We start from the raw sequence: 679 nt of genomic DNA on the forward strand, positions 1-679 counted from the left end.
GCCGTGGTTGGGTGTGGAGCTGTCCGTTCAGGATCTCCCCGGTCAGACCCTCGGGCAGGGCCTCCAGGGACTCGTAGAGGGTGGGTTGGATGGCTGGCTGCATGTTTCGGACCCCTGGTTCAGGTGCGGCTATTGTCTGCCTGATTGTGGAAAATGGTCTCTGGATTTTCACTATGCCGCAACCGCATCTTTAAGACGGCGGTGTGCCTGACATCCACATCCGGTAGCTGGTAGCAGCTTGTTACGCGACACTCGACACGCCGCAAAACCCGACACGGGGTGCACCAGCCTTGAATGTCGTTACGGTGCGTTCAGCCTCGGTTGCCCGCGCCCGCCTCGCAAGGCGCGCCTGATCCGACCTGCACCTCCAGGACTCGACTGAATGGCATTGGGGGTAGGGTGGGCTGTGCCCACCGGGGTAGTGGTAAATTTATAAGTGTTAACCTGGAGAAATTCATCTTTCTTGATCCCCTCTCCCCAACCCTCTCCCGAAGGGAGAGTGTCGTAAAAGGTGACGCCCGACGTGGTTTTTCTCGTTCCCACGTGCCGCGTGGGAACCGGGTTGCTCCGCGCCGCACAGAGCATCAGGCTGGTGTCCACCCTTGCGTATACACGGGAACCGAACCTGCCGGCGGTCCGGCGTTATCCGGTGCGGCCCACAAGGCGTCTGCTCTGACCG

General features: G+C 60.7%; 1 pseudogene. It reads right to left on the reverse strand.

Annotation, left to right across the window (positions count from 1 at the left end):
* A pseudogene (locus tag BQ17_RS23500) lies at window positions 1-103 on the reverse strand (Uma2 family endonuclease); the annotation flags it as partial.
* Between the last annotated feature and the right edge of the window lie 576 nt (window positions 104-679).

Origin of the sequence: Candidatus Thiosymbion oneisti (genome assembly GCF_900092655.1) — a bacterium.
In the GTDB taxonomy this organism is placed as follows: Bacteria; Pseudomonadota; Gammaproteobacteria; order Chromatiales; family Chromatiaceae; genus Thiosymbion; species Thiosymbion oneisti.